This is a genomic window from Halomonas sp. AOP13-D3-9 (assembly GCF_052379125.1).
GTDB lineage: Bacteria > Pseudomonadota > Gammaproteobacteria > Pseudomonadales > Halomonadaceae > Vreelandella.
Genome location: NZ_JBQSYH010000018.1, coordinates 111,572 through 135,347, shown reverse-complemented (window position 1 = coordinate 135,347; position 23,776 = coordinate 111,572). Strand labels below are relative to the sequence as shown.

General features: G+C 56.4%; 23 protein-coding genes. 2 read left to right on the top strand and 21 right to left on the bottom strand.

Translation table 11 applies throughout. From position 1 onward, the window contains the following. Positions 1–60 precede the first annotated feature (60 nt). Positions 61–1,248 (top strand): DEAD/DEAH box helicase, encoded by a 1,188-nt coding sequence (locus tag ACT3UM_RS19245; protein ID WP_498901520.1) that lies wholly within the window; start codon positions 61–63, stop codon positions 1,246–1,248. A gap of 62 nt (positions 1,249–1,310) precedes the next feature. On the opposite strand, the gene rho is transcribed toward ACT3UM_RS19245, so the two are convergent. The 12 genes from rho to cbiE all read right to left on the bottom strand — a co-directional run bounded on the left by rho (position 1,311) and on the right by cbiE (position 10,548). Continuing rightward, on the bottom strand, positions 1,311–2,267 hold the full coding sequence (gene rho, locus ACT3UM_RS19240) for a transcription termination factor Rho (protein WP_498901506.1): 957 nt from the start codon (positions 2,265–2,267) through the stop codon (positions 1,311–1,313). A gap of 177 nt (positions 2,268–2,444) precedes the next feature. Then, positions 2,445–2,741 (bottom strand): type II toxin-antitoxin system RelE/ParE family toxin, encoded by a 297-nt coding sequence (locus ACT3UM_RS19235; RefSeq protein WP_498901504.1) that lies wholly within the window; start codon positions 2,739–2,741, stop codon positions 2,445–2,447. Continuing rightward, on the bottom strand, positions 2,741–2,995 hold the full coding sequence (locus ACT3UM_RS19230) for a type II toxin-antitoxin system ParD family antitoxin (RefSeq protein WP_039859143.1): 255 nt from the start codon (positions 2,993–2,995) through the stop codon (positions 2,741–2,743). Before ACT3UM_RS19230 ends, ACT3UM_RS19235 begins: the two co-directional genes overlap by 1 nt. Positions 2,996–3,194: 199 nt before the next feature. After that, a complete protein-coding gene (locus ACT3UM_RS19225) occupies positions 3,195–4,106 on the bottom strand; it encodes a toll/interleukin-1 receptor domain-containing protein (RefSeq protein WP_039859145.1) in 912 nt (303 codons plus the stop codon). A gap of 93 nt (positions 4,107–4,199) precedes the next feature. Next, positions 4,200–5,075: a hypothetical protein gene (locus ACT3UM_RS19220; protein WP_498901502.1), complete on the bottom strand. Its 876-nt coding sequence runs from the start codon at positions 5,073–5,075 to the stop codon at positions 4,200–4,202. Positions 5,076–5,171: 96 nt separating this feature from the next. After that, positions 5,172–5,729, bottom strand: coding sequence for a hypothetical protein (locus ACT3UM_RS19215; RefSeq protein ID WP_009287055.1), 558 nt, complete (start codon positions 5,727–5,729; stop codon positions 5,172–5,174). Positions 5,730–6,229: 500 nt separating this feature from the next. Further along, on the bottom strand, positions 6,230–6,670 hold the full coding sequence (locus ACT3UM_RS19210; RefSeq protein WP_039859147.1) for a YtoQ family protein: 441 nt from the start codon (positions 6,668–6,670) through the stop codon (positions 6,230–6,232). Between the two features lie 98 nt (positions 6,671–6,768). After that, positions 6,769–7,275 (bottom strand): hypothetical protein, encoded by a 507-nt coding sequence (locus ACT3UM_RS19205; RefSeq protein WP_498901499.1) that lies wholly within the window; start codon positions 7,273–7,275, stop codon positions 6,769–6,771. Between the two features lie 92 nt (positions 7,276–7,367). After that, the gene (gene cobF / locus ACT3UM_RS19200) at positions 7,368–8,132 is read right to left on the bottom strand and encodes a precorrin-6A synthase (deacetylating) (RefSeq protein ID WP_498901497.1); all 765 of its coding nucleotides are present in this window, start codon (positions 8,130–8,132) and stop codon (positions 7,368–7,370) included. Continuing rightward, positions 8,129–8,926, bottom strand: a complete 798-nt coding sequence (gene cobM, locus ACT3UM_RS19195; RefSeq protein WP_498901495.1) for a precorrin-4 C(11)-methyltransferase — start codon at positions 8,924–8,926, stop codon at positions 8,129–8,131. Before cobM ends, cobF begins: the two co-directional genes overlap by 4 nt. 12 nt (positions 8,927–8,938) lie before the next feature. Next, positions 8,939–9,316 (bottom strand): cobalamin biosynthesis protein, encoded by a 378-nt coding sequence (locus tag ACT3UM_RS19190; protein ID WP_498901518.1) that lies wholly within the window; start codon positions 9,314–9,316, stop codon positions 8,939–8,941. A 23-nt stretch (positions 9,317–9,339) separates the two neighbouring features. Further along, positions 9,340–10,548 (bottom strand): precorrin-6y C5,15-methyltransferase (decarboxylating) subunit CbiE, encoded by a 1,209-nt coding sequence (gene cbiE / locus ACT3UM_RS19185; RefSeq protein WP_498901493.1) that lies wholly within the window; start codon positions 10,546–10,548, stop codon positions 9,340–9,342. Between cbiE and ACT3UM_RS19180 the strand changes: the two genes are divergently transcribed. After that, positions 10,547–11,284, top strand: coding sequence for a cobalt-precorrin-6A reductase (locus ACT3UM_RS19180; protein ID WP_498901491.1), 738 nt, complete (start codon positions 10,547–10,549; stop codon positions 11,282–11,284). The genes cbiE and ACT3UM_RS19180 overlap by 2 nt on opposite strands. 12 nt (positions 11,285–11,296) lie before the next feature. Here ACT3UM_RS19180 and cobJ read toward each other — a convergent pair whose 3' ends face one another. The 9 genes from cobJ to ACT3UM_RS19135 all read right to left on the bottom strand — a co-directional run bounded on the left by cobJ (position 11,297) and on the right by ACT3UM_RS19135 (position 23,447). Beyond that, a complete protein-coding gene (gene cobJ / locus ACT3UM_RS19175; RefSeq protein WP_498901489.1) occupies positions 11,297–12,046 on the bottom strand; it encodes a precorrin-3B C(17)-methyltransferase in 750 nt (249 codons plus the stop codon). Beyond that, the gene (locus tag ACT3UM_RS19170; protein WP_386078292.1) at positions 12,043–12,768 is read right to left on the bottom strand and encodes a precorrin-2 C(20)-methyltransferase; all 726 of its coding nucleotides are present in this window, start codon (positions 12,766–12,768) and stop codon (positions 12,043–12,045) included. The genes cobJ and ACT3UM_RS19170 overlap by 4 nt, the downstream gene beginning before the upstream one ends. Beyond that, the gene (locus tag ACT3UM_RS19165; RefSeq protein WP_498901486.1) at positions 12,765–13,394 is read right to left on the bottom strand and encodes a precorrin-8X methylmutase; all 630 of its coding nucleotides are present in this window, start codon (positions 13,392–13,394) and stop codon (positions 12,765–12,767) included. The genes ACT3UM_RS19170 and ACT3UM_RS19165 overlap by 4 nt, the downstream gene beginning before the upstream one ends. Before the next feature lie 193 nt (positions 13,395–13,587). Next, complete coding sequence (locus tag ACT3UM_RS19160) at positions 13,588–14,751, bottom strand: ferredoxin-like domain-containing protein (RefSeq protein WP_498901484.1); 1,164 nt, start codon at positions 14,749–14,751, stop codon at positions 13,588–13,590. Next, entirely contained in the window at positions 14,729–18,598 is a 3,870-nt protein-coding gene (cobN, locus tag ACT3UM_RS19155) for a cobaltochelatase subunit CobN (RefSeq protein WP_498901482.1), read from the bottom strand. The genes ACT3UM_RS19160 and cobN overlap by 23 nt, the downstream gene beginning before the upstream one ends. Beyond that, a complete protein-coding gene (gene cobW, locus ACT3UM_RS19150) occupies positions 18,598–19,716 on the bottom strand; it encodes a cobalamin biosynthesis protein CobW (protein WP_498901480.1) in 1,119 nt (372 codons plus the stop codon). Before cobW ends, cobN begins: the two co-directional genes overlap by 1 nt. After that, positions 19,703–21,091 carry a cobyrinic acid a,c-diamide synthase CobB gene (locus ACT3UM_RS19145; RefSeq protein WP_498901478.1) on the bottom strand — a complete coding sequence of 463 codons (1,389 nt, stop codon included), beginning with the start codon at positions 21,089–21,091 and terminating at the stop codon, positions 19,703–19,705. The genes cobW and ACT3UM_RS19145 overlap by 14 nt, the downstream gene beginning before the upstream one ends. Further along, entirely contained in the window at positions 21,091–21,684 is a 594-nt protein-coding gene (cobO, locus tag ACT3UM_RS19140; protein ID WP_498901476.1) for a cob(I)yrinic acid a,c-diamide adenosyltransferase, read from the bottom strand. The genes ACT3UM_RS19145 and cobO overlap by 1 nt, the downstream gene beginning before the upstream one ends. A gap of 20 nt (positions 21,685–21,704) precedes the next feature. Further along, positions 21,705–23,447, bottom strand: coding sequence for an AAA family ATPase (locus tag ACT3UM_RS19135; RefSeq protein WP_498901474.1), 1,743 nt, complete (start codon positions 23,445–23,447; stop codon positions 21,705–21,707). Positions 23,448–23,776: the final 329 nt, after the last annotated feature.

The window sequence follows — 23,776 nt, the reverse complement described above, 5'->3', positions numbered from 1 at the left end:
CGCTATACTGCATCATTTTTCATTTTCGACACACCTTACGACCATCGGTCAGAGCTCCTAATGCCATTTTCAAAACTAGGATTATCCAGTCCTCTTGTTCAAGCGATTACCGAACTAGGTTACAACACGCCAACGCCCATTCAGGAACAAGCGATTCCTGCCATTCTCTCGGGTAACGACTTAATCGCCACCGCACAAACAGGCACAGGTAAAACCGCTGCCTTTGTTCTTCCTCTGCTAGAGCGATTCAGTAACGCGGGCACGTTACGTGGCAAGCGGATACGTGCGCTGATTCTCGTGCCGACCCGTGAGCTAGCGGTTCAGGTCGAAGCCAATGTGGCTCAATACGCTAAACACACGCACCTAACCTCTATGGCGATGTATGGCGGTGTGGATACCGAGGCGCAAAAAGAGCGCCTAATCAAAGGAGTGGATATTCTAGTCGCCACGCCGGGCAGATTGCTTGATTTGGCGCATCAGCGTGCGCTGCATTTTGACGAACTTAAAGTCATGGTACTGGACGAAGCGGACAGAATGGTCGACATGGGGTTTGCCGACGATATCCATAAAATCATAGATCGCCTGCCTGAAGACCGTCAGAACCTACTGTTTTCGGCCACCATCACAGACGACGTTCGCGCCCTCGCCTACGATTTTTCGGATCGTCAGATGACCGATCTGGCGGCTGAAATATCCATTTCTCCCAACGTCCGCGCCGCCGCTAATGTCAAACAATGGCTCATCACCGTCGACAAAGACACTAAGTCCGCCTTGTTGAGCCACTTGATCAACGAGCAGCAGTGGGATCAGGCACTCATTTTTACCGAGAAAAAACACAATGCGGCCAAGCTTGTTGCTCAACTGGAAAAACGCGGCATCACAGCGGACTCTATCCATGGCGATAGAAGCCAAGCAATGCGCGAAAAGATTTTGGCCCAGTTCAAATCTGGTGAGCTAAAGTACTTGGTCGCCACGGGGGTTGCCGCGCGTGGTTTGGATATTGATGAACTGAGTCGTGTGGTGAATTACGATTTACCTTTTCAGCCAGAAGAATACATCCACCGCATTGGTCGAACCGGCCGCGCGGGGGCCTCAGGGGAAGCCATCTCTTTAGTCGACATGAGTGACTTTAAAAACCTTTGTGCCATTGAAAGGCGCTTAAAAAGTATTATTGAGCGCAAAGAGATTGCAGGTTTTCCGGTTCGAAAAGCAGTGCCTGAATCAAACTTGAATTTCAGTAAAAAGTAATCGTTAAAACTTACCCAAGAAGCTCACCTTTTAAAAGGGTGGGCTTCTTTATTATCTATATTTCACGAATCCGGTGAAAACGCATCTAACAGCTCGGCGTTAGTGGGATATTTATCCAACAACGCAAGCAGCTTCTGCGCGCCTTCTACTGGCTTAAGCGTTGTCAAACCTCTACGCAATCTCCTTACTTTTTCAATTTCTTTTGCATCAATCAAAAGCTCCTCTCGACGGGTACTGCTTTTAGCAATATCGATCGCCGGAAAAATCCGTTGATTGGCCACATCCCGCGATAACACGAGTTCCATATTGCCCGTGCCCTTGAACTCCTCGAAAATCACCTGATCCATACGGCTTCCCGTATCCACCAGCACGGTGGCCAGAATGGTGAGCGACCCGCCGTTTTCGATCTTTCTCGCGGCGCCAAACAGTTTTCGAGGGATTTCCATCGCTCGGGAATCCAGCCCACCCGACATAGTGCGACCATTGCCCCGCTGCTCGGCATTATGAACCCGCGAAAGTCTCGTTAGAGAATCGATCACAATCATCACATTATGACCCTCGCCTGCTTGCCTACGCGCCGTCTCAAGGAGCTTATCGGCCATACGCACATGGTGTGTGTAGCTTTCGTCTGAAGACGATGCATGCACTTCTGCCGACACACTGCGCTTAAAATCGGTCACTTCTTCCGGGCGCTCATCAATCAGCAAGGCATATAGCTTTATGTCAGGATGAGCTTCTGCCACGGCCTGACAGATATGTTTTAACATCGTCGTTTTGCCAGAGCCTGGCGGCGCCACAATCAACCCTCGTTGACCCATCCCAATGGGCGTAATCAAATCCATCGCTCGCACAGTGCGCTGCTTAGAACCAGACTCTAAAACAATGCATGGGGAAGGATGAATCGCGACGCCATTTAAAAAACGTTTTTCGGGATCATTGGGGAATTGATCTTCAACGTCGTCGGCGGGCTTGGCATCTATCTCTCCTTTCACCTTCAAACCTAGTGTTTTTCTCGTCATAATATTGATGTATCGCCTTGAATACCTGAGTTTATAAAAATAGCTGCATCATAGGTCAGCCGACTGGTCGCATCGTTGCGGTACTTGGCATGGAAAACGGATAAGTCTAACTTGTGCGCAAAGGTATCGGGTTGGAGCTGATCTTAGTAGTGGACACCATCATGGCGTTAGCTGCCACTAATCCAGCAACCTTTGAGGTGCATCCATGTCTTCGTGCAACACACGAACAACAAGGATCTCCCGTTCAAGCACTTGGTAAAACACGGCATGATGCTCTACCTGCAATCGGCGGTATCCTGGAAGAACATGGGCGTACTTGGTGCCAAGTGACGGATAATTAACCAACTGCTTCATTCCTTCCTCCAGCTGATCCAAGTATTTATCCGCCTGTTCTACACCCCACTCTTCGCAGGTATATACCCATATGCCAATAAGGTCTGATTCCGCCTTCGGCGTGATGCTCAGCTTGACCACTACTGAGCCCCCTTCATCCGCTTACGGCCAGCTGCCTTAATAGTCGACATATCGAGCGGCTTGGGTTTCCCACTCATCTCACCTTCAACGAGGGCGTTTCTCAGCCTGGTTAAACGTTCTTGGGCCTGCTGGTCACGGCGGATAAGATGGCGGATATACTCACTATCATTGCCGAAGTGCCCGCTTTCAATCTGGCCTCTCACCCAGTCGTCTTGTTGTTCAGTCAGGGTAATGGTTTTCCGATGCATGCTCATAGGGTTGCTCCTAACACAGCAATAGTATGACAATATCATACTAGATGTTTCGCTGGATCAGTGCCTGATATTTATCGCATGAAAGTCATTGGTGTGATGAATAGAAGGAGGTGTCAGCGTAGTTTTTCTACAGGCTCAACGCCGCGCTCTGCGGAAATTTAGGAGCGCCAGCGAGTAAATTTTCCGTAGCAGCACATTGTTATGCCTTTGCGCTCAATATTACCTCTGCGAGCGCTCCAGCGATTTCCTCAATGCTCTGCAAAGAAGTGTTTAACGCGACTTTGTCCGCAAGTGCTGGGCTAAAATTCATAACTTCGCTCTTTGTTATTTTGTGCCATATCGGCAATATCATTTTATGTCCATTCATTTCCCGCGCAACCATCGAGTCAAGCTCATACTGTGTCCAATTCTTCGAGCAAAAAGCAGACGATAGAATCACTGTTCCAAATCTCGAGTTCACCAACCCTTGATCGATGCTTTTTCGCAAACTATCGCCAACTTTTAAAGTGAATTCGTCATACCATACTTTAACCCCAATATTTTCTAGCGTTTCAGCGAGTGGGCGAACAAATTCCTCTTTATCTTCCGAGGCATGGGATATAAATAAGTCATATTTCACAATATTTGTATGCGAAATATTTTGAGTATTCGCCAACTCTTTCACAGAAGCAGCCATATTGGAAGTTTGATTGATCTCTGCTCGCAAGCGGCGCTGGTATTCAAGCTGCTCTCTCTGATGCCTCTTTTCTAAATCTGCTAGTTTTTTTCTTTCTCTCTCGTCGGCAACGGCTTGCTTTTTACGTTCCTTTTCCTCTTCTTTAAGCAGATCTTGCTTGGCCTTTAGCAACTGCCCTTCTTTGTCAGATAGCTTTTTATAAAGACCCGCTTTATTTACTTGTATCTTAGCTATCTCAGCCTGTTTTCTTTGAACTTCAGCACTTTTGCTTTTCAGAGTACTAATGCTAGTGCTTTTGGTAATGCTCCTTTCAATTTGCCCAATCCGATTCCCACAATCAGACTCCTTTTTTGTCTCCAAGCTCATTTTGTGGTGGATATCTGATATTTCTTTTTGCAACCTAGTAATTGAACTTGAAATTGTTGAGATCGACATTATTACTCCACTGTCTGTTTGAACATTGCATAACACCCGCATTTGCGGCTGGTTTGAAGCGCAGCGGAAAACCAGTCCTGCAACATGCGCTTGTTACGTGTTTTGCTTATAGATAAATTGAAGGCGTTTGTATAAATCATTACTTAGATTCCTTAATCCTTCTTCATTTGGGTAGTATTTTAATGCCCTATGATGCCCTAAATCAGAAGGTATATCGTCAAGGGACTGAGTAATTGGAATAACAGTTTTTCCAAGAGTATGTGCTATTCCCGTTTCATACATGACATTAGGATTTTTACCAGTGAAATCAACCACCACTACCTTAGAGCAAAATATCAAATCAAAGATATCTTGTATAAAGGTGGAATTATCCCATATGTCATCAGCTCGCTTGCATTCCAAACTCATATAATCAGCTACTCTAGTTACAGCTGAGTAAGTGCCATTAAATCCGGCATTAAATGGCATCATCACAGAAATTAGTTTTTCGTTTAATTTTTTAGCAGGAACTTGAAATACGCTGGGTTTAAACGTTATTACTCTCTCGGTAGGGATTTCTTCAAAAGATGTTGAAATGAACTCGCCATTCGCAGGAAGTAACCGAACTGTTCCGTTCGCCTGAACAGAAATCGTTAAATCATTTGTTTTTAACGATGAAGTGATAGCTTCTAAAGCCTTATCACGGTCAACGTTATCATCAAAAAGAAAGTGATCTGGATGTAAGAGATACTCAATGACCTTAACCATTTCTGGTGATGGCATATTATCTGGAGATTGCCGTCTATTAAGTTCATCAAGAACTTCCCTAACCCATACTCGTCTAGTTGATCCATCATGAACATAATCAAGGTCTAAATCGACAAAAAATCGCGTAAGGTAAGACGAACTTCTATACGGGAAAAACTGAAATGGTTGATCGCCACATATCATTTCAGCAATTTTCGAGATTGCTGCTGCTCCAATTTTCATTAACTAAAAATCCTCAATGTGCTGACACGTAACGCTTTGGCTTTGCGGCGTGCCGCAGCGCAGGCACGTCCGACAACAGCCATTTGTTACATGTTATCAAGCCGCCATCTTTAAGCCTGCATTAAAAAAAGCGAACATGACGCCTGTAGATAAAAGCGCAGCCAAAGTATAGAGCGCACCATGATGCTTGGCGAAGTGAGTTATAAATCGAACTAAAGATAAACACCCCAGAACAATCGCCGCAACAAAAAGAACCATTACGTAGAACGCCGCTATGACTCCCCCAAAATTTTCAAACACCTGTTTTCCAGTAAAAATTAAGAGCGTCGCCAGAAAAGCCGCCAGCGCTTGATCGCTTAGAAAGCCCGATATGGCAGAGAAGGTAAATTTTGAATCCTTATCAGGAAGATCTAAAAATATTTTGACTTTCTCATTCGAAACTCCTTCAGCCTTCTTCGTCAAAATCGGAAGAAATACAATAACTAATCCGACTAGGTTCATGAAAACGATCATGAAGTAGATTTCCTCAGTAACCACCCCTCCATCATAGACGCCCTTGAAGAATAGGTAATTCAGATAGCAAAAAAAGCCAAAAAACAAAACCGCAACACTGGACTCGAAGAGCCCATACTCTCCAATCAACTTCTTTCGCACACTTCCTCCTATGACATGTAACAGTGATTAGACTGCACGTTCTGGTATTAAATGAACGCACTGCGCTGTTCAACATTCTTATCGCGCGCGTTGAAACAGCGCTAACCAACTAATTTTTAATAAAATTAATAGTAGTTCGTCAGTATATCCAAAATTCGCGTACGTTCTAGTTTTGCTGATCTACTCGTACTGTATTCATAAAATTGGCTTAGGTCACGTGACTTTGCAGAAAACTTGTGCTGTAGCTGGCGCTGCCTTCGCGCCGGGCCTCCGCTGCGTGTGCCCTTTGACTCGTTCCTCACCAAGCGTTACACCGCGCCACGAGCATGCAATTCTTTGATTTTATGGTATTTTTACCGAAGCGAACTCGCAATAGTGGCCTGACACCATATTGGGCTGGATTGTTTATGGGTAGGGGTCTTCGCGCGCTAAAGCGCCCTCCCACAACACCGGGTCAACATTACTAATGCTGCAGTGGGGTTGTGGAAGGCGCTAAGTGCTTAGGCTTTAAGGACGTAACGCAGAGTTTCGACGACTTGGTCAGTGGTGGTGCACCAGGCGTTCGCTCCAGCATCCACTTCTTTCAGCGGGTGAACGATATCTTCGCTGTGCAGTGTGATGTAGGGCTTGGCGAGGGCTGCGCAGTAGCCTGCGTCGAAGGCGGCGTTCCACTGTTTGTACTGGTCGCCGAAGCGGACAACGACCAGATCCGCTTGCTCGATCATGGTGCGGGTACGGATGGCGTTGACCTTGGAGGACTGGTGGTCGCGCCAGAAGCCATTTTCCGGCTTGCCCAGGTGGTCGCCGGCGGCGTCAGAGGCGGCGTGGTCGGTGACCGGAGCGGTAAACACGATATCCAGGCCCGCTGCCTCGGCGCCGCGCTGGATTTCTTCGCGCCAGTCGGTGTGAATCTCACCGGATAGATAAACGTAAAAGCTCATGGGTGCTCCTGGAGTGTAAGCGAATGAAAAATTTTCTGCTTCCTAGACAGTTTTGAGTCCGATAGTTCTGCGCCTAGGATAATTTAGTAACTGCTGCGTTACCCAGCTTTATTGTCATGGCGCCTTGCCGTGTCGACTCGTTCAACCAATTCTTCGAAAAGCCGATTCTCACGACTGAAAGTTTTGAACGATATATCGCCCGTATTCCAATTGGTTCTAGTAGGAAGGAAAGCAACCTCGCGGGTAGAGGTGTTCTCAGCGCCGGATTTTCGTAGCGTCAGTGTCACTTTATCGGGTGACACCATGGACTGATAGTTAACGTTAATCACATCCTTTAAATACACTATCTCTCGCTCTTTTCCGTACACAAACGTCAAGCTGTCACCATTGTCATACACACGGTTAGCTACACCTGCATAAGACCTTTTAAACGAATGAGCCATAAAAACAATCATGCCAAGGGGGATAAATACAGCTATTGTAAAGCCACCCGCGTGGTACAAAAATAACAAAGTCATCAAGCTAGTAAAGATTAACCATATGGTAGGAAACACCCTGCGGCTAAAAACGGCTGAACGAGAGATAATACGCGCATCTTGTTGCATCGGCATAATTCCATTTAAGTGCGCATCAAAGCCTATCAATTATTCAGGTTTTTTAGAATTACTGTACGGAAAACCGCCCCATTCGCTCAGGCTTATAGCTGCGGTTTACAGGCCAGCAGATAAATATCCATAATCCAACCGTGCTGTTCGCGCAGCTTTGATCTGCGTTGGATGATCTCGTCGCTGACCTCGCTTAGCCAGCCTTTGATCAAGCACTGTTTATCCATACCCAGGTAGGCACCCCACCAAATGTAGGTATCTTCCGGCGGCAGCGTGGTGAAGGCGCCGCCGCTGTCGAGCATTACCGCTACGGTGGCGGCATCGCTTGGCCAGCCGCGTTCGCGTAGGCGGCGGCCGGTGGTGATTTGTACTGGCTCGGCGAGGGCATTTAGCGGGATTTTATGTTCGGCGGTGAGCACCTGCAGGCTGGTGATGCCTGGCACGACTTCTACCTCAACCGCCCTGCCCGCTGCGCTTAGCCGCTGGGTGATCCGCAGGCTGCTATCAAAAAGCGAGGGGTCGCCCCACACCAGCATGCCGACCCGCCCGCCGTTGGGTAGGTGTTGATCGATTAGCTGCGCCCATACGCTGGCAATGGCAGCATGCCAGTCGTCTACTGCGCCCAGGTAGTCTTCCCGGCCATCCCGGCTGGGTAGATCGAACTCGACGATGTTGGTGGTCACCGGTGCTTCTAACAGCCGTTCGCATAGCAGGCGGCGCAGGTCGAGGAGGTCTGATTTGGCGTCGCCTTTGCGGGGCAGCAGGATCACATCGGCGCGGTTTAGGGCGCGCACCGCTGCTAGGGTGACGTGATCAAGGTTGCCGGTGCCGATACCTATTAGCGACAGCGTAATCATGGTTCGCTCTTATCAGTGGGTGTGGCAAAGGGCGAATCCGCCGATTGAGGGCGAAAGCGGCGGTCGTAGCCTACGGCATAGAGGCTGCTCTCCTGGAAGTCGTCGCTCTCCAGCACCGGCCCCACCAGAATTAGCGCGGTGCGCTGCATGGTGTCATTGATCAGCGTTTCTATAGTGGCTAGCCGCCCGCGCACTACCCGCTCATCGGGCCAGCTTGCCCGCCACACAATCGCTACCGGGCACTGCTCGCCGTAGTAAGGCGTCAGGCTTTCCACTACCTGGGCGAGATTATGGATCGAGAGATGAATCGCCAACGTTGCTCCGGTGCGAGCAAAGTTGGCCAGGGTCTCTTCACTGGGCATGCCGCTGGCCCGCCCCGGCGTGCGGGTAAGCACCACCGACTGGGCCACGCCGGGTAGTGTTAGCTCCTGGCCTAGGGTCGCCGCCGCTGCGGCAAAGGAGGGCACGCCGGGAGTAATGCTATAAGGGATATCCAGTTCGCGCAGGCGGCGCAGCTGCTCGCCCATGGCCGACCATACCGAGAGATCCCCCGAGTGCAGCCTGGCGACGTCCAGGCCTTCCGCGTGAGCGGTTTGAATTTCGTGAAGTATCTCGTCTAGCGATAGCGGCGCGGTGTTGATTACCCTTGCCCCTGCCGGGCAGTGTTCCAAAATCTGCTCTGGCACTAACGAGCCTGCATAGAGGCATACCGGGCAGGCGGCGATTAAGTCGCGACCGCGTAGGGTAAGTAGATCCGGCGCGCCGGGGCCAGCGCCGATAAAGTGTACTGTCATTCCGTCATTCCTCTAGTCAGCTCCTTCTGCCACCGCAATAGTCGCCTGCCGATCCGCTGATATTAACCTTGGGCCAAGCAGCGTTGCCCCTGTCCCTGCTGCCAGTAGCGCCACGGCTTCGGCGACGCTGCCCGTACCACGGGCCTGCATACTACGAGCCGAGTGGGTGAGCGTTGCCACTGAAGAGAGTTCGGTATCCGCCACGGCGATAACCTCAATACTACGCAGTCGGCCCAGTTGTTGAACCAGCGGCAGCATGGAGTGGGCCGCTGCCAGCCGGTGGATGGCGCCATACTGTTCGATCAGTTGATCCAGCGCTTGGGCAAGGGAGGCCATCGGCGCTTCGCTGCGAAAGCCAAACCCCGCTACTTTTATCTTCTGCCCCTTCATCGCGCTGTCATCGTAAACATCGTTCATCGAACGGCCCGCCACTGCACAATCGGGTAGCTGGCTTTCCAACCCCGGCGGGTGCCGATAGGGGCGGCGCTGGCCAGCTCAAGGCGCAGCAGCTCGCCGCCAGCCTGCTGATGCCAGTGGGTCAGCAGTGCTTCGGATTCCAGGGTGACCGCATTGGCGACGATGCGCACGCCTTTGGGTAGGCGCTGCCATAAGGCGTCTAACAGCGCTTGAGATAACCCGCCGCCAATAAACACCGCATCCGGCAGCGGTGCCTCGTTGAGTATTTCAACCGCGTTGCCCTCTTTGACCTCCAGCCAGTCAACGCCCAGGTTGGCAGCGTTAGCTCGCGCCCTGGCCGCTCGCTCAGGGTGGCGCTCAAAGCCGATGGCCTGATTATCCCCATGGGCGAGCAGCCACTCAATGGCGATGGAGCCAGAGCCGGTGCCGATATCCCATAGCCGCTCGCCGGGCATGGGCGCCAGTGACGCCACGGTCATCGCCCGCACGGCCTGCTTGGTGATTTGGCCATCGTGGTCAAAAAAGTGATCCGGCAGGCCAGGGGTAAGCGGCAAGGCGGGGCCGGGGCCTGCGACGTCCAGCGCTACCGCGACCGGGTGGGCGATATCGTCGGCCAAGGCAGTATCTATGCGTAGGGTCCGAATACGCTCATTGGCACCGCCTAGTGATTCCAGCAGCGTTAGTTGGGAATCGCCAAAGCCGAAGCTGTTCACCAGTGCCGCTAACTCGGCCACCGCCTCGCCGTCTCTCACCAGCACCAATAAACGCCTGCCCGCATGCAGATAGGGGCGAATGCGCTTTAGCGGCTTGGCGTGCAGACCCAAGCAGGTGCAGCGCTCCAACGGCCAGCCCAAGCGGGAAGCTGCCAGGCTAAAGGTGGAGGGCGATGGCAGCGACTGCCACTCGTCTGCCGCCAGGTGGCGGGATAAGGAAGTGCCTGCCCCAAACCAGAAGGGGTCGCCGGAGACCAGCATAACGACTCGGCGGCCGCGCTGATCTAACAGCATGGGAATGCCGTCGGCAAAGGGCACCGGCCATTCACGCACTTCGGCATTTAGGGGTGGCAGCAGGCGTAAGTGGCGGCGTGCGCCGAATACCACCTGGGCATTTTCCAGCACCTCCCGGCTTGCCGGATTTAGCCCCGCTATGCCACTCTCCCCCCAGCCTAATAGCGTCAACCAGGGAGCGTTGTTAACCTCAGCCATGATCAAAATCCTAATTCTTGGGGGAACCTCTGAAGCCAGCGCCCTGGCCAGCGCTGTCGCGAAGCGCGGCCTTCCCGCCATTTTCAGCTACGCCGGGCGGGTGAACTCGCCAAAACCTCAGCCACTGCCTACCCGCATTGGCGGTTTTGGCGGCGTAAGTGGGCTTGTCGCTTTTTTAGCTCAGGAACGCATTACCCATATTGTTGACGCCACCCACCCCTTTGCCGCGCAGATGAGCACTAACGTTGTCGCCGCTGCGGCCCAGTGCGGCGTTAAGGCCATTGCCCTAACCCGGCCTGCCTGGCGACCTGTTGTTGGCGACCAGTGGCAAAGCGTGGCAAGTATCGATGAAGCCGTCAGCGCCATGGCTGGCCCGCCCCAGCGCGTACTGCTCGCCATTGGCCGCATGCACCTTGCTGCTTTTGCCGCCCAGCCACAACACCATTACGTGCTGCGTTTGGTCGACCGGCCTGCTAGCCCGTTAGCACTGGCCGATGTCAGCACCGTGATTGATCGAGGCCCCTTTACGCTAGAAGGCGATCTCTCCCTGCTGGAAAATCAGCGCATCCAGCGCATCGTCTGTAAAAATTCCGGCGGCGAAGGGGCAGCTTCGAAACTAACCGCTGCCCGTATGCTCGGCTTACCCATTGTGATGGTCGAACGTCCAGCGCTGCCACCCCGCCACGAACTTCATCGTATTGATGACGTGATTAGCTGGCTCGATAGCCACTCTTAATCTTCAATACGCTTAATCAGCCGAGCGCGGCGTATAAACCAGCGGTACCCCAGCTCGCTCTATCAATCGCGTCTGCTGGGAACCGACAATCACCAGGGTGCGCATATCGGCCATGTCCGGCGTTGCCTCGCCTAGCGTGGTGACTCGAATCGACTCCTCGGGGGTGGAAACCGCGCGGGCGAAGATGATCAATCGATCCGGGCCGCAGGCTTCCCGTAGTACCTGCAAGGTGCGCGCAAAACCCTCGGGCCGCGCCTTGGAGCGGGGATTGTAAAATGCCATGGCGAAGTCGGCCTCAGAAGCCAGACGCAGGCGTTTTTCAATTAGCGCCCAGGGCTTGAGGTTGTCGGATAGATTGATGCAGCAGAAGTCGTGGCCTAGCGGCGCGCCAATGCTGGCACTGGCCGCCAGCATGGCGGAAATGCCCGGCAGTACCTGGATATCCAGCTTGCGCCACTGAGCATCGCCGGTTTCCAAGGCCTCGAACACCGCCGCTGCCATGGCAAAGACTCCGGGGTCGCCGGAAGACACCACCACTACCCGGTGGCCCTCAAGCGCCAGCTGTAGCGCGTGCTCTGCCCGGCGTATCTCTTCGCGATTATCCGAGCCGTGGCGAACTAACCCAGCTCTAGGCGCGACCCGATTGACGTAGGGCACGTAGCCCACCACATCGGTGGCCTCCCGCAGCGCGGCCGTGACTTCGGGGGTGATCATCGCTTCTGACCCCGGCCCCAGGCCGACGATTTTCAGCCAGCCGCTCATGGGCGCCGCCCATTGCCGTGAATCAGCACAATCGAGAAGTACGGCACGCTCTCGCCCACCTCCCTCAAGGGCAGAACTCGCTGTTGGGTCATGGCGGCGTACTCGATTAGCCACGCTTGCTCTTCACGGCCTGCGTGCACCAGCGCCCGGCGCAGCTTAGCCAGGTTGCGGCCAATCTTCATCACCACCAGCGCATCGGTTTGGGCAATGCGCTCGGCCAAGGCCTCTTCCGGTAGCGTGGCCATCAGCACGGTCATGATGTCATCGCCCCAGGTAATCGGCTGACCGGTGGCCGTCCACGCCGCCGACATGCCGGTAATCCCCGGCACCACCGAGACCGGCACGCGGTTCAGTAGCCGCGTGTAGAGGTGCATAAAGGAGCCGTAGAAAAACGGGTCGCCTTCGCACAGCACCACCACATCGCAACCGGCCTCGGCCATCTCGATCAGCTGGGCCACGCTGCGCTCGTAGAAGGCTGACAGCAGCTCATTGTAGCGGGGGTCGTCAAAGGGGATTTCCGTGGTGACCGGGTACTCCATGGGCAGCTCGGTTGCATCTGGTGCAATCAAGCCCTCTACGATGGTGCGGGCATGGCCGCAACGCCCCTTCTTGCGAAAATAGGCCACGTGACTGGCGCCGCGAATCAAGCGGTCGGCGCGCACGCTCATTAAATCCTGGCAGCCTGGCCCTAAGCCAACCCCGTAAATCGTCCCTTGCGTCATTCGATACGATCCGCCATGGCGTTAATGGCCGCTACCGTCACCGCGCTGCCACCTAGGCGGCCGCGCACGATACAGCTGGAGAGTTCAGTTGTTGCCAGCAGTGCTTCCTTGGATTCTGCTGCGCCCACAAAGCCTACCGGGCAGCCGATAATCGCTGCCGGGCGTGGGCAGTCTGGATCTTCGAGCATATTGAGTAGATGGAAAAGCGCAGTGGGCGCGTTGCCAATGGCGACCACGGCGCCTTCAAGGTGGGGGCGCCACAGCTCCAGCGCCGCCGCCGAGCGGGTATTGGCCATCTCCTGGGCGAGCGTGGGGGTGCGCTCATCGTTAAGGGTACAGATGACTTGGTTATCCGCGGGCAGCCGTTTGCGGGTAATGCCTTCCGAGACCATCCGTGCATCGCAAAGAATAGGTGAGCCCTGCTCCAAAGCGGCGCGGGCCTTATTGACCACATCGTTTTGAAAGTGAATATACGCGGCCAATTCCACCAGCCCGGCGGCGTGAATCATGCGCACTGCGACCGTTTCTTCCTCCGCTGAAAAGCGGGCAAGCTCCGCCTCGCTGCGGATAATGGCAAATGACTGCCGGTAAATCGCCGGGCCGCTTGTTTCATACTTATAGGGCACCCAAATTCTCCAAATAAACTAATTCGCAGTTGGCAAACCGCAAGGCATGCGTGCCAGGTCAGGTTGTAGCGAGGGTCTTTCGACATGGATGTCGAAAGTAGCGCCCACGAATGGGTTCACAGCGCCCTCGCGGAAACCTGTCCTGGCACTCAGCTACCAAGTATATAAGCCGCTATTATTAACTTCGATCAACCTAACTGCTTTCGCTGAGCTTGCTCATAAAATCCAACGCCTCACTCTCGGTGAGGCCTGTCTTAACCGGCGTGCTATCGGCACTGCCGTTAACAATAAGATTAAATCGGCCGGCCTCACCTACCAAACAAACATCGGCCGGTGTGCGACGGGCGCAGCCTTTAGCACACCCGGATAAATGGACGCTGCTGTTTTTCAGGCCACTTAGCCGCTCGGCAAGGGGCTGGGTCGCGACGCTGGCCTGTTCACAGTACGGCGCGCCGGGGCAGGCATCCATCAATAGCCGCGGGTCGCTATTATGCCGGATTAAGCCGTCATCCGCTGGCGCTGCATCGCCCTGCCCTAGCCTCTGTTTAACCAGCAGGCGCCGCCAGGGCGTGACCTGTACGGCGGTAGCACTCTCAGGCGCTACCAAATCACGCAACGTTGCGGCAGTGGCGCGCCCAAAGGGCAGCCCCACCACCTGGCCAGCGGGATGACTGCCCAGTGCCAGCTTAGCGCCGGGGGGCGCTGGGGCCGTATCAGTGGGCGCCCACTCCGGCAGTGGCGCTTTATGGCGGCGCATACGCCCGGAGTCCCAGCCGCCGCTCTCCACAAACCAGTGGGTGAGTCGGATTAGCTGTTCCACGGCGCCTTCCGTATCATTCACCTCGGTGCCTAATGTATGGCCATCAGCACGCACCAGCAGGCAGCCTTCCACTGAGCGCTCAACGCGAAAATCAGCGGCGCTATCGCTCAATACCGGCGCTTTGCCCGCATCGATGGCGATACCCACTTTGCCGGGCATGACGGCTAATTCGTTGCCCCGTGCTTGCAGCAAGCTGGCAATGGTAGGCGAGTCATCCCCCGCTTGCCAGTGTGGTGCCAGCATCAGCTGCGGCTGACGCTCTGCTTCCGGGTCGGCGCTGACCAACTGGTGCTCAACCAGAAAGGCCATTAACAGCGGCCAGCTGGTGTCGGTCACGCCGCGCAGCTGGAAATTAGCGCGGCTGGTGAGCTCGATCAAACCACTGCCAAAGGTCTCGGCGGCGTCGCATAGCGCCAGCAGTTGAGCCCGCGATAGCTCGCCCAAGGGCGGGCGCACCCTTACCAACAGGCCATCGCCGGTGGCCATGGGTCGCCACGCGCCGGGGCACCAGCCTTTAATGCGTGGGCTGGGCGGCATGACCGTTGGTCTCTTTGGCTTCGTCCATTTCCAGCAGCAGATCCTGCAGCGCCTGGCCGTGCTCGCCGGGGTCTTGCCACATGCCCCGCTGGGCCGCTTCGAGTAATCGTTCGGCCATCTCTTCCAGGGCAGCCGGGTTGTGCTCGCGCAGGAACTGCTGATTGGCGGCGTCGAACACCAGGGCGTCGCTCACCTGGGCGTACTGGTAGTCGGCAATCAGATCGGTGGTGGCGTCGTAGGCAAACAGGTAGTCCACCGTGGCGGCCATTTCAAACGCGCCCTTATAGCCGTGCTCGCGCATGGCGTTGATCCACTTGGGGTTTAACACCCGGGAACGAATCACCCGGGCAAGCTCTTCTTTCAAGGTACGAATCTTGGGCGCGGCGGGGTTGGCGTGGTCGGCGTGATAAATCACCGGCGCCTGACCGCTTAGCGCGCGGCTGGCGTTGGCCATCCCACCCTGAAAGGCGTAGTAGCTGTTAGAGTCGAGAATATCGTGCTCGCGGTTATCCTGGTTTTGCATCACCGCATCCAGCCCCTGGAGCTGCTGTTCAAAGGCACCCCGCGCGGCCGTGCCCGACTCCTTAAACTGGCCGTAGGCGTAGGCCCCGGCATCGAGATAGGCTTCGGCTAAATCGTCGGCGCTCTCCCAAGCGCGGTTCTCAATCAGCCGGTTGAGGCCCGCGCCATACTCGCCGGGCTTGCTGCCGAAGATGCGGTAGCTCGCTTCCTGAGCAGCCATTTCCGGACTTAGCCCCTGGGCTTCCAGCGTTTGCTGGCGGGCTAACACCGCCTCGCGGATGGTGTTGCTGTTGCCCGGTTCCTCATAGGCGGCGACCGCTTGCACGGCGGCGTCAAACAGACGAATCACATTGGGAAACGCATCGCGGAAAAACCCGGAGACCCGTAGCGTAACGTCCACCCGTGGGCGATTAAGCAGCATCGAGGGAATAACTTCGAAGTCACTGACCCGCTGGGAGCCCAGCGACCATTTAGGGCGCACGCCCATGAGCGCAAAGGCCTGGGCGATATCATCGCCGCCGGTGCGCATGGTGGCGGTGCCCCAAATCGATAGGCCCAACCGCCGCGGGTAGTCGCCGTTATCCTGCAGGTAGCGCTCGACAAACGCCTGGGCGGACTTTTCGCCCAGCCTCCAGGCGGCGGGAGAAGGAATCGAGCGGTTATCGACGCTGAAAAAGTTGCGCCCGGTGGGCAGCGTATCCAACCGTCCCCGGCTGGGGGCACCGCTGGGCCCGGCGGGTACAAAGATGCCCTCAAGGCCGTCCAGCAGTGACTGAAGTTCCATCTTAACGCCACGCTGCATGGCGACCCATAAGTGCTCACGGGCATAGCGCAGTTGCTCTGCGGTATCAGGATAATCCCGGGCCAGCTCATCCAGGCAGCCGGGCGCTAATACGTAATCGCTCACCCAGCGTTCGGCGAGCAGTTCCAGGCGCTCCCTAGTATCCGCGCCAGTGCGCCAATGGGCATCAAGCTGTTCGATCAAAATAGCAGGCCTCGGCCCCAGCCAGGGTTCGTTGGCGGCGGCCAGGGGGTCAAAAGGCTTACCATCATGTTGCTCAATCAACCCCAAATCGCGAGCTAAATTGTGCAGCAGGCCGCGCTGAGCCACCGCTTCGCCCCTGGGCAGCCGCAGTAGCGCCACCAGGGTGCCCGCCCGTTTCTCTTCCGGCGGCAAGTTGCCGAGCACGTGCAGCCCGTGGCGAATCTGGGACTCTTTGATATCGCAGAGAAAGGTATCCAGTTCGTTGAGAAGTTCGGCGTCGTCGCTCGCGTGAGCCAACTCCTGGTCAATCCCGGTATCACGCAGGTGGGCGAGAATCTGGCTGCGTATCAACGCTTCCCGGCGGGGATCCATATCCAGCGCCTGGTAGTACTCGTCGGTAAGCGCTTCGAGCTCGGCCATGGCGCCGTAGAGCTCAGCCCGGGCCAGGGGCGGCATCAAGTGGTCGATAATCACCGCCTGACTGCGCCGTTTCGCCTGGGCGCCCTCGCCGGGGTCATTGACGATAAACGGATAAAAGTGCGGCAGCGGCCCCAGGGCGATATCCGGCCAGCAGTCGGCGCTTAGCGCAGTGCTTTTTCCCGGCAGCCACTCTAAATTGCCGTGCTTGCCCACGTGGATAACCGCATCGACTTGGTAGTGTTCGCGCAGCCAGAAGTAGAACGCCAAGTAGCTATGGGGCGGCGCTAACTGCATATCGTGGTAGGACTGGGTGAGATCTTCGATAAAATCCCGCTCAGGCTGGATACCCACAAAGGTGTCGCCTAAGCGGATGCCCGCGATCATCAACCGCCCTTGCCGGCATTTGGGGTCATCCTGCGGTGCGCCCCAGCGCGTCCAGACGATGTTCTGCAGCTCCGCTGGCAGGGTTTTAAACCAGGCCAGGTAGTCGTCAACGCTGATGCTCTGCCAGCAGACGCGCTGATCGAGGCTGGCGTGGTCGTTGGTTACCGCGCCTTGGAGCAGGCGGATTAACTCATCACCACTCTCTGGCAGTTCGCTAAGGGGATAGCCTGCCTCGGCCAAGGCGGTCAAAATATTCAGTGTCGAGGCGGGGGTATCCAGCCCTACCCCATTGCCGATCCGGCCATCGCGATTGGGGTAGTTGGCCATAATCAGCGCGATGCGCTTTTGGCTATTGGGGGTGAGCCGCAGGGAGCAGATGCGCCGGGCCAGTTCGGCCACAAAGGCGGCCCGCTCCGGGTGGATCACGTGGTGGGTAACCGCCAATTGGCAGCGCTGGTTGTAGTGGGCTTCGGCTTTAAACCCCACCGCCCGGGTGATGATGCGCCCATCCATTTCCGGCAGTACCACCTGCATGGCCACATCGCGGCTATGCAGCCCGGCGGCCATACCCTGCCAATCTTCGGTGGTGCTGCTGGCAAGGATCGCCTGGAGCACCACGGGCCGCCCGACAAACAGACTATTTTGCAGGTCAGAAGCAGGTGTATCACCCAAAGCATCCAACCCATCGGCATTACGATTAACCGCAAAACTGGTGGTGTTAATCACCAGCATAGCGCCGGTCTGCTCAATCAGGTGATTAATAAAATCAATGCACGGCCCCTCTTTTAAGGAGGCCACCGCCACCGCCAAGGGCTCCAGCCCCTGGTCTTTAAGCGCCGCGATCATACCGTCGGGCACGGCGGTATTGGCCCCCTGCAGATGGCTGCGATAAAACAGCAGCAGGCATACCGGCCGCCCTGGCACCTGCCGATCACGCCACTCGCTAAGGCTTGACGCCTGCTGTTCTTGCGGCGCATAAATCACCGCTGGTGGAATCACCTTGGGCTCCTGCCAGTCGCTCAGACTTCTATCTACACACTCGCTGGCCATATACTCATTGGCAACAAACCGCAGCAGCTGCTCGGCGTTATCAGTACCGCCCTCGCGTAGATAGCGCCACACCCGGTAGGCATCATCAAAGGCAATGGTGGAGTCTTCCAGCAGCGCATCATCCGGGGCGTCGCAGCCCGGCACCAGAATCAGCTGGCGGCCGGGTTTGGCTGCCGCCCAGGCAAGCAGGCGCTCATGGCCGTAGGGCCAGTAGGCCTTGCCGCCCAGCAGCGAAACTATCACCAACTGAGCTTTTTCCAGCACCCGATCTTCGTAAAGATCGTAGGCGGCGGGCTTGACCAAATTCATCCAGTTGGCCAGCCGCACCGAGGGGTAGGCCTCACCCAGGCGATCAACCGCCTGGGCCAACGCCGAAAGATTGCTATCGGCGGCGGAGAGTATCACGACCTCGGCGGGGCTCTGCTGTAGATCGATGATGCCTTCATCATCGACAAAGCCCCCCGGCTTAGCGGCGAATAAGTGCATTAGCTAGCCGTTTGAGAAGACGTTTGAACCTCTGTGTCAGCTAGCGCTTCGCGCAGCGCTGGAATATCCAGGTCTTTACCAATAATCACCAGTTGGGTTTGGCGGAGTTCGTCCTGGGCCCAAAGCCGGTCGAAGTAGCCTTCCAGGCGCTCGCCCACCGCCTGAATAACCCGGCGCATCGGTTTACCGGGAATCGCCGCAAAGCCCTTGGCACGATAGATCTCATGGTCTATCAGCAGCTGCTGCAGCTTGCTGGCCAGGGCGTCGCCATCCACTTCGCCCAGGGTAATCACGCAGGAGTCAAAGTTATCGTGGGCGTGGTCGTGGTGAGCGCCTTCGGCGTGGTGCTTATCGTGGTGGTTGGTGATGCTATCAATGTTCTCTTCGCTGGCCGCACCAATACCCATCAGCGCTTCCAGCTGGGCGGTATCGCCAGTTAATGTCTGATCGATAAACAGCGTTTTCACCGAGGCACTCACCCGCGCCTGAATCACCGCTTCCACCCGGGCACGCTCTTCCGGGCTGAGTAAGTCGGCCTTGCTCACCAGCACCAGATCCGCTGCGCTGAGCTGATCATCGAGCAGTTCGCGCAGGCTGGGGTCGTGGTCGAGGCTTTCATCGGCGCGGCGCTGGGCTTCGACTTTATCGACGTCGCTGGCATAGCGGCCAGCGGCCACGGCGGGGCCATCGATCACGGTAATAATCGCATCCACGGTGCAGTGCTGGCGCACGTCAGGCCAGTTAAACGCCTGCACCAGGGGTTTGGGCAGCGCCAGCCCGCTAGTTTCGATCAGGATATGGTCGATATCATCACGGCGAGCGACCAGCTTTTTCATTACCGGTAGAAACTCCTCTTCCACCGTGCAGCAGATACAACCGTTGGCCAGCTCATAGATACTGCCATCTCCACCGTCTAGCTGCTCGCCTTCGCTACCCTCTTCACACCCCAGTGCGCAACTGCGCAGTAGGCTGGAGTCGATATCCTGCTCGCCGAACTCGTTAACGATCACGGCGATCCGCTTGCCGGTCACCTGGCGCAGAATATTGGCCAGCAGGGTGGTTTTGCCGCTGCCGAGGAAACCGGTGACTACCGTGGCCGGAATTTTATTGAGTTGCATGCGTAAATGCCTCACTAGGAAGTTGTTGTTCGCCGTGTGCCTGGGTTGATGAAAAAGGAGCTGATAAAAACAAGCGGGCAACGGCGTCAGGATTATTGGGAAAAAACAGATGTAAATAGGTCGCCGTCAGGCGCTTTTGACGGTAAATCGCTTCCCCCGGTGCGGGGTGGCGCTGGCGACGGCCGTGAGCAATCGGCTCAGGGGTTCCCTCTGCCATGGAGCGGTGGTGGGCATGACCGCGCACTGGCCCTTCCGGTAGCTCGGCGGTTTGCATCCCCTGGCAGCCCCGGCGACCGCGCATGGCGCCCTGCCCTGGCAGCAGGCCTAACAGGGTATGGGTCACATCGTCATAGCCGGTGAGGGTTTCCAGGCAGTAGAGCAGGCCACCACACTCGGCTAGGATCGGTTTATCGGCGTTAAAGAACGCCTGAATGGCCGCGCGCATGGCGCTGTTATCCGCAAGGGTGTCGGCGTGCAGTTCCGGGTAACCTCCCGGTAGCCACAGGGCGTCGCACTCTGGCAGTCGGCTATCCGTTAGCGGCGAGAAGAAACGCAGCGTGGCGCCCATCTGCTCTAACAGATCCAAATTGGCCTGATAGATAAAGCTAAAGGCGGCGTCGCTTGCCACGCCAATGGTGTGCCCTTTAAGCGCGGGCTTAACAGTGGCGAGTTTCTCTTGAGGTGCGCTAAAGGTCACCGGTGGCAGTGCGGCGAGGGCTTCCAGCAGTCCTGCCGCTTCCAGTGCTTTGGCGCCCGCCTCAAAGCGTGCTTCCAGATCCTCACGAATCTCTGCTGCCTGTACCAGCCCCAAGTGGCGCTCGGGGAGCGATAAAGCAGGATCGCGGGGCACGGCGGCCAGCAACGGAATCGAGGGCGGCAGCGCGCCTTCGATCAACTCACGGTGGCGCTGCGAGCCGCAGGCATTGGCGATAAGCCCGGCGATATGGATATCGTCACGAAAGCTGGCAAGCCCCGAGACCAGCGCCGCGGCGGTTTGGGCCATACCTTTTACATCCATGACGATCGCCATGGGAATATCGAACAAGGCCGCCAGATCTGCGCTGGAGGGCTCACCATCGAACAGCCCCATGGCGCCCTCGACCAGAATCAAATCTGCTTCACAGGCGGCGTCATAAAAGCGCTGGCGGCAGTAGGCCTCACCTGCCATCCATAGATCCAACTGGTCTACCGGCTGGCCAGAGGCCTGGGCGAGTATTTGCGGGTCTAGATAATCCGGGCCGGTTTTAAATACCCGCACCACTTTGCCCTGATTGCGCAGCAGCCGCGCCAGCCCCGCCGTCACGGTGGTTTTGCCCTGGCCTGAGGCTGGGGCGGCGATAAACAGTGCGGGGCAAGTCGTCGTTGGGGTGCTCATTAGTATTCGATCCCCAGCTGTGCTTTGACACCGCCGCGAAAGGCGTGGCGTTCGTCCTGAACAGTGCTGATAGTATCAGCGATTTCCTGGAGCGGCGTTGCCATGGTGCGCCCGGTAATAATCACGTTTTGATGGGCGGGGCGGCGCTTAAGCGCTTCTACCACTGGTTCGGGGTCGAGATAGCCGTACTTGAACATATAGCTCATCTCATCCAACACGATCAGGTGGTAATCAGGGTTTTCCAGCAACCCTTTGGCGACTAGCCAGGCGGCCTGGGCGGCTTCGATATCCCGCTCCCGGTCTTGGGTTTCCCAGGTAAAGCCGTGGCCCATAATGTGCCAATCGAGTTTGGGATGATCACGGAAGAACAGGTACTCGCCGGTTTCGCGACGGCCCTTAATAAACTGAATCACCGCGCACTGCTGTCCGTGTCCCAGCGAGCGCGCCATGGTGCCAAAGGCGGAGCTACTTTTGCCCTTGCCGTTGCCTTTGAGCAGAATCAATACGCCGCGCTCTTCGGTGGCGCGGCTAATGCGCTCATCGATCACCTCTTTTTTGCGCTGCATACGGTTTAGATGGCTAGCGTCGCTCATGGGGTTTCCCCGTTAGTCGTTCAAAGAGGGTTTACAAAAGATGGCTTTATAAAAGAAGGCTTTGCAAAACCAGCGGGGCAATAGCGTGCGCCCAGCTGTTGAGCAATGCGTGCCCCCTGACCGCGTTTGACCTTGGAGTGTTCGGTATCGATTAACAAACACTCGCCCAGCGGGGCGAGATCGTCAACGGATTCTCGGGTGCGGCCATCGGTAATCAGGTAGGTGCGCACCTGCAGTCCGGGCTCCCGCTGCTGCCACTGGCGAATCAGGCGTTTGGCTTCAATAATCGCTTCCCGCAGCGGGGTTCCTCCGCCGCCCTTGGCGTTATCAAGAGTGCCCCGAGCTTTTTTGGGCGCACGGCGGCGGGAGAGTATCGACACCACCCCGCCATTACCAAACCCCAGCACTGCCACCTGCTCCCGCGCGGCGTAGGCCTGGGTCACCAGCGATTCAACCAATCCTTTCGCCTGACCCAACAGGCGCTGGCCCAGGGTCGAGCCGGAGGTATCCAGCAGCACCAAGTGCGCCGTCGCCTGCCCCGCCCGGGCCTTGCGCATTTTTAACTGCTGCCAGGGCCACTGGCCGCGATTGGCGATAATGGTCGCAAAGCCGTTCAGCCGCGAAGTCGTCTCTTGGGAACGCCCACGGCCCAGCACACCGCCTTTGCCCGCGCTGGAAGCGGTATCGGCACGCTTACCCCGCTGAGCAAACTCATCGCTATCGGGCAGTTTCAGTGCTGGCTGGCTAATCGACGCTTGAACCATGGGGGGCATAGCACCCCACTGGCCCTGTTCACCCTGCTGACTGGACGACCCGACGCTGGGCGTATTGGCTGACGACGAACCACCCTCGCCTTGGGAAGGCGTTTGCTTAGGCGGCGATGAAGGCGGGTGCTGCTCAGGGGGCTGGGTACGCCGATGCGCCAGCACCCAGGGCTCAACGGTGTCAATATCCTGCTGCTCCACGCTAGCCCCGCCACGCCAGGCGGCATGAGACTGGGCAGCGCGGTGCCAGGTAACGTCGGCGCGCAGGCCTTCAACCCCGGCGGCTTCACAGCGGTTGGCAATGGTTCGATACACCCAGGGGTCGGTGGTGATCTCCTTGAGCAAACGCTGGGCTTTAGCAATCCGCTCGGTCAGGGCGGCCTGGGCAGACTCAAAGTGTTGCAGCGTTCCAGCAGGATCGCGGTCAAAAGCCTCCCGCTGCTGCACGATGGCAATGCGCTCGTCGATGCTTATGGCACCTTCCTGCTCAAGGCAGAGACCGAAGCGGTCAAGCAGTTGAGGGCGCAGCTCGCCTTCGTCGGGGTTCATGGTGCCGATCAGGCTAAAGCGCGCCGGGTGGGAGTGGCTAATGCCATCGCGCTCAACGATATTGGTGCCGCTGGCGGCCACGTCCAGCAGCAGATCAACCAGGGTATCTGGCAGCAGATTGACCTCATCCACATAGAGCACCCCACCGTCGGCTTTCGCCAGCAGCCCGGCATGAAAGGTGGCTTCGCCATCGGCCAGCACCTTCTGCAGATCCAGACTGCCAACCAGCCTGTCTTCGCTGGCACCCAGCGGCAGAGTGACAAAAGGGGCACGCTGCCCGTCGCTATCGCCAGGCAGAATGGCGGCTAGCGCCCGGGCTAAAGTCGACTTGGCGCTGCCTCTTGGCCCGCTAATCAGCACCCCGCCGATGCGCGGATTAATGGCGTTAAGGAGCAGCGCGGTTTTTAGCGCCTCCTGGCCAACCACCGCCGCAAAGGGAAACTCACTCACCGGCACCTCCCGTGCTGGCCAAGCCCACTAACCGATCACTATTAGCCAACTGATCTGGGGAGCGCGGGACTTGAATATGATTCATAGTAACTAGCTGAGTGATAATAAAACCATTCATAAAGAAGTGGGAATTTAAAAGGTCTTCAGTATAGAGGAAGGCATGGCGGCGAAGCCAATCTGTTGCAAGCGGTTAACTTTGCGAGGGCGTATATCAGCTGACGCTACGAATGCCGCTGGATTTTTACACGCCTTCAAAATACAATGTTATAACATAACTATTATGACGGAGTTTCATAAGATCCTTAGGCTTTGTGTTGTTCGCTCTCCCC